This is a genomic window from Streptomyces sp. NPDC001970, from assembly GCF_053594115.1.
In genome coordinates, this window is record NZ_JBSFDW010000112.1 from 1 (window position 1) to 1,645 (window position 1,645).

General features: G+C 68.7%; 2 protein-coding genes. One reads left to right on the forward strand and one right to left on the reverse strand.

All coding sequences use genetic code 11. The features are described from left to right. Positions 1 to 35 precede the first annotated feature (35 nt). The gene (locus ACWCP0_RS42055; RefSeq protein WP_451083978.1) at positions 36 to 626 is read left to right on the forward strand and encodes a hypothetical protein; all 591 of its coding nucleotides are present in this window, start codon (positions 36 to 38) and stop codon (positions 624 to 626) included. On the opposite strand, the gene ACWCP0_RS42060 is transcribed toward ACWCP0_RS42055, so the two are convergent. Then, positions 544 to 1,374 (reverse strand): IS5 family transposase, encoded by an 831-nt coding sequence (locus ACWCP0_RS42060; RefSeq protein WP_431954839.1) that lies wholly within the window; start codon positions 1,372 to 1,374, stop codon positions 544 to 546. The genes ACWCP0_RS42055 and ACWCP0_RS42060 overlap by 83 nt on opposite strands. Positions 1,375 to 1,645 lie beyond the last annotated feature (271 nt).

The window sequence follows — 1,645 nt, forward strand, 5'->3', positions numbered from 1 at the left end:
TGATCGCGGAGGGGTAGGGGCAGGCAGCGGACGGCTTGCTGTTGATCGAGGAGGGTGCGATGCCGTCGGTGCTGGGGCTGATGGAACGGCGTGAGGCGCGGGCGAGGCAGGATCTGGAGTCCTGGACGGAGGTTCTGGAGCAGGCTCAGGCGGAGGTGGATGCCGCGCGGGAGCGGGTCGAGCGGGCCCGGGTGGGGCGTGAGGAGCTCGTGTCGGTGCTGGCCGAGGAGAGCCCGGTGAATACGCCGGTTTCCGTGCCGTCTGGTGGTGAGGCGGCTGCCGGCGTGGGATCGAGCGGCTCCGGCGCGGGGCATCGCGAGAGGCCGCCGGTGTGGCGGTCGGGCATGGGCGAGGAGGTGCTCAGCGGCCTCTATCGGGAGGTGTTCGCCGCTGCGGTGGCTGCTTCGGGGCCGGTGAACGGGGTGGAGCTGACGCGGGCGGTGGGCCGGGAAGCGGAGATCAAGAACGAGGTGGAGAAGATCCGTCACCGTGCCTACGTGCTGGAGAAGCGGGGCTGGCTGGTGCGGGCGGAGGACAGACGGTTCATGCCCGCGCCCGGAGCAGTCGGCCGGGGCGTTTCTCCGGCCAGCGCGGAGCGTCTGCGGCCAGGCGTCGGGACAGCCTGATCACGGCGGCCCACCACACCATCTGGGCGTGGTGGTCGGGGCGGCGTTCGTGGTCGCGGTTGAGGCGGCGTGAGCGGGAGAGCCAGCTCAGCGTGCGCTCCACCACCCACCTGCGGGCCAGTACGACAAATCCGCGTTGCCCGTCGGATCGGCGCACGACCTCGATCCGGACTCCGTGACGGGCGAAAGCCTTCGCCAGTGCGGGACCCTGGTAGGCACTGTCGACCCACACCAGCTTCAACAGCCGGCCCGGCTGGTCCATGAACGTCTCCAGCAGCGTGGGGGCGGCCTTGGAGTCGTGCACATCGGCCGTGGTCACGGTGACCTCCAGGAGCAGGCCCTCGGAATCGGTCAGGATGTGGCGCTTGCGCCCGTCACGTGACTTGCCGCCGTCGTATCCGCGGCTGTCCTCGCCGACGGTCTCGGAGGCGTCTACCGACTGACTGTCGATGATTCCCGCACTGGGCTCGGCGTTGCGGCCTGCGCGTGCCCTCGCCGAACATCGCAGGCGTTCGTACAGCTCACGCACGTAGTCGCAGGCCCGCCAGCGGCGGAAGAAGTCGTAGACCGCCCGCCAGTACGGGAAATCGACCGGCAGAGCCGTCCACTTCACACCGTTGTCGACCAGATAACGCACAGCGTCGAGCATCTCGCGGTGGCAATACGCCTCCGGACGCCCGCCCCGCTTGAGGAGCCAGGCCGGCACCGGCATCGCCGAGCGGACCTCGGCCCACTCCGCATCCGTCATGTCACTGGGATAGCAGCCTGTCCGCAACCCTGGAGCGATCGAACCGAACCGGTGCACGTAGCAGTCACACCCAGGGGTGACCGCGGTGGACGCAGGCACAGAGATACTGCTCAACTGATCGGGCAACGGGCTTCCTTGGTCGTGCTGGTGTCGTAACCGCGTCACTACCAGGGGGCCCGTTCTTTCATGTCCACGGCCGCACCCGTACCTCTGTCCAGATGATCACCCGCGCCGCACACCTCGAACGAAATCCGGTTTGCCACAACGCACT